The organism is Micromonospora sp. D75 (assembly GCF_018070405.1).
Classification (GTDB): Bacteria; Actinomycetota; Actinomycetes; order Mycobacteriales; family Micromonosporaceae; genus Micromonospora; species Micromonospora chalcea.
Window position 1 is genome coordinate 1 of the sequence record NZ_JAGPXV010000724.1, and the last position, 2,723, is coordinate 2,723.

Below are 2,723 nucleotides of genomic sequence, written 5' to 3' on the forward strand. Positions count from 1 at the left end.
GGCATCGCGGTGACGGCCGCTCCGGACGGCAACGCGGTGGAGATCTCGCACGAGATCCGGGACCGGCTGGACGAGCTGGGTGACGCCGCGGGCGCCGAGCTGACAGTGGTCTTCGACCAGGCACCGTTCGTCGAGAAGTCCATCGAGAGCCTGACCACCGAGGGCCTGCTGGGCCTGGTCATGGCGGTCGTGGTGATCCTGGTGTTCCTGCTGTCGGTGCGTTCCACGGTGGTCACCGCGGTGTCCATCCCGCTGTCGGTGCTGGTCGCGCTGATCGTGCTCTGGTCCGGCGACTACTCGCTCAACCTGCTCACCCTGGGCGCGCTGACCATCGCGGTGGGCCGGGTGGTGGACGACTCCATCGTGGTGCTGGAGAACATCAAAAGGCACCTGGAGTACGGCGAGCCGAAGCGGGACGCGATTCTCACCGCGGTCCGCGAGGTGGCCGGCGCGGTGACCGCGTCCACGCTCACCACTGTCGCCGTGTTCGCGCCGATCGCCCTGGTGGGCGGCTTCGTCGGGCAGCTCTTCGCCCCGTTCGCGATCACCGTGACGGTGGCGCTGCTCGCCTCGCTGCTGGTGTCGCTCACTGTCATCCCGGTGCTGGCGTACTGGTTCCTGCGGCCGCGCGGCGGCGCCGACGACGCCGCGGCCCGGCGGGAGGCCGAGGAGAAGGAGCTGCGCAACCCGCTGCAGCGGGCGTACCTGCCGGTGATCGACTTCGCCACCCGCTCCCGGAAGACCCGGTGGGCGACCGTCGGCCTGGGCCTGCTGGTGCTCCTGGGCACGTTCGGGCTGGCACAGAAGCTGGAGACGAACTTCCTGGACGACTCGGGCCAGGACACGCTCGCCATCCGGCAGGAGATGCCGGCCGGCACCTCGCTCGCCGGCACCGACCGGGCCGCCGCGCGGATCGAGGAGGTGCTGCGGCGTACCCCCGGGGTGGAGACCTACCAGGTCAGCGCCGGTGGTGGCGACAACCCGTTCGCCGGCGGCGGCAGCGACCGGGCCACCTGGTCGCTGTCGCTCTCCGACGACACCGACGCCGCGACGGTACGCCAGGGCCTGCGCAAGGAGTTCGACGCGCTCGGCCCGGAGGTGGGCGAGCTGACGTTCGGCGGCGGGCAGAACGCCTCGGCCAACCAGGTCGAGGTGGTGGTGCAGGCCGCCGACCAGGAGACGCTGACCCGGGCGGCCGAGGCGGTACGTGCCGCGATGGCCGACACGCCGGGCGTGGAGGACGTCACCAGCAGCCTGGCCACGCGGGTGCCCCGCGTCGAGGTGACTGTGGACCGGGTCGCCGCGGCCCGCGCCGGGCTCACCGAGGCGGCCGTCGGGCAGCTCGTCGCGCAGGTGTACCGGGGTGCGCCGCTGGGCCAGGTCACGCTCGACGGCACGGCCCAGACCGTGGTCCTGAGCAGCGGCGCCCGGCCGCCGCTGACCGTGGCGGAGCTGCGGGCGCTGCCGGTCGGCGCGGTGCCGCTGGACGCGATCGCGGACGTCAACCAGGTCGAGGGCCCGCAGCAGGTGACCCGGATCGACGGCGAGCGCAGCGTCTCGGTCACCGGCACGGCGACCGGCTCGAACCTCGGCGCCACCACGCAGGAGCTGCAGAAGCGGCTGGACGCGCTGGACGTGCCGGGCGCCACGTACGAGATCGGCGGCGTCAGCGCCGACCAGGCGGACGCGTTCGCGGACCTCGGGCTCGCGGTGCTGGCCGCCATCGCGATCGTCTTCCTGATCATGGTGGCCACGTTCCGCAGCCTCACCCAGGCGCTGATCCTGCTGATCTCGGTGCCGTTCGCGGCGACCGGGGCGATCGGGCTGCTGCTGGTCACCGGGACGCCGCTGGGCGTGCCGGCGCTGATCGGCGTGCTCATGCTCGTCGGCATCGTGGTGACGAACGCGATCGTGCTGCTGGATCTGATCAACCAGTACCGGGCGCAGGGCATGGATGTGACCGAGGCCGTGGTGGAGGGCGGCCGGCGCCGGCTGCGGCCGATCCTGATGACAGCCGTCGCGACGATCTTCGCGTTGCTGCCGATGGCGCTCGGCCTGACCGGTGAGGGCGGCTTCATCTCCAAGCCGCTGGCGATCGTGGTGATCGGCGGCCTGCTCAGCTCGACGTTGTTGACGCTGGTGCTGGTGCCGACGCTCTACACGATGGTGGAGCACACCAAGGGCTCGTTCCGGGCCCGGCGCCGGGGCGCGGCGGCGCCGGTCGAGCCGGAGCCGGCGGCCGATCCGGTGCCGGTGCCGGTCGGCGGCGGCGAGGAGCGCGTCGAGGAGCGGGCTCAGGTCGCGCCGCCACCGGCCCGCCCGTCGGGCGCGCTGATCGACGGTACGGACCAGTTCGAGGTGCTCCGCCTGCCCAAGAGCCGCCGTTCCCCGCTTCCCCCCACCGAGTGACGGGTCGGGAGGGGCCCGCGCGGCCCCTCCCGACACCTCGACGCACGGGACACACCAGAAGCGCATCCGGCGGTACGCTCGGTGAGCTGATGCCTACTTTCGGTGCGGGGGCGCGATGGGGGTCGCGGGCCGGTGGAATCGACGTACCGTGCTGCGCCGGTCCGCGCTGCTGTTGGGCGGCGCCGCGCTCGGCTCCGCCGCCACCGTGGAGAGCACCTGGGTGGCCGACCGCCGCCTCCCGCTGGCGGGCGGCCCGGCCAGCGCCACGCTCGGCAACCGCCACCAGGACGTCGGTCGCGGCGGGGTCCAGGTCG

At 73.3% G+C, this 2,723-nt stretch carries 1 protein-coding gene; it reads left to right on the forward strand.

Annotated features, from left to right (window positions below; translation table 11 throughout):
• Nucleotides 1–2,409, forward strand: a 2,409-nt coding sequence (locus KBX39_RS28210; protein ID WP_210873431.1) for an efflux RND transporter permease subunit, incomplete at its 5' end; no start/stop codon positions are given.
• Nucleotides 2,410–2,723 lie beyond the last annotated feature (314 nt).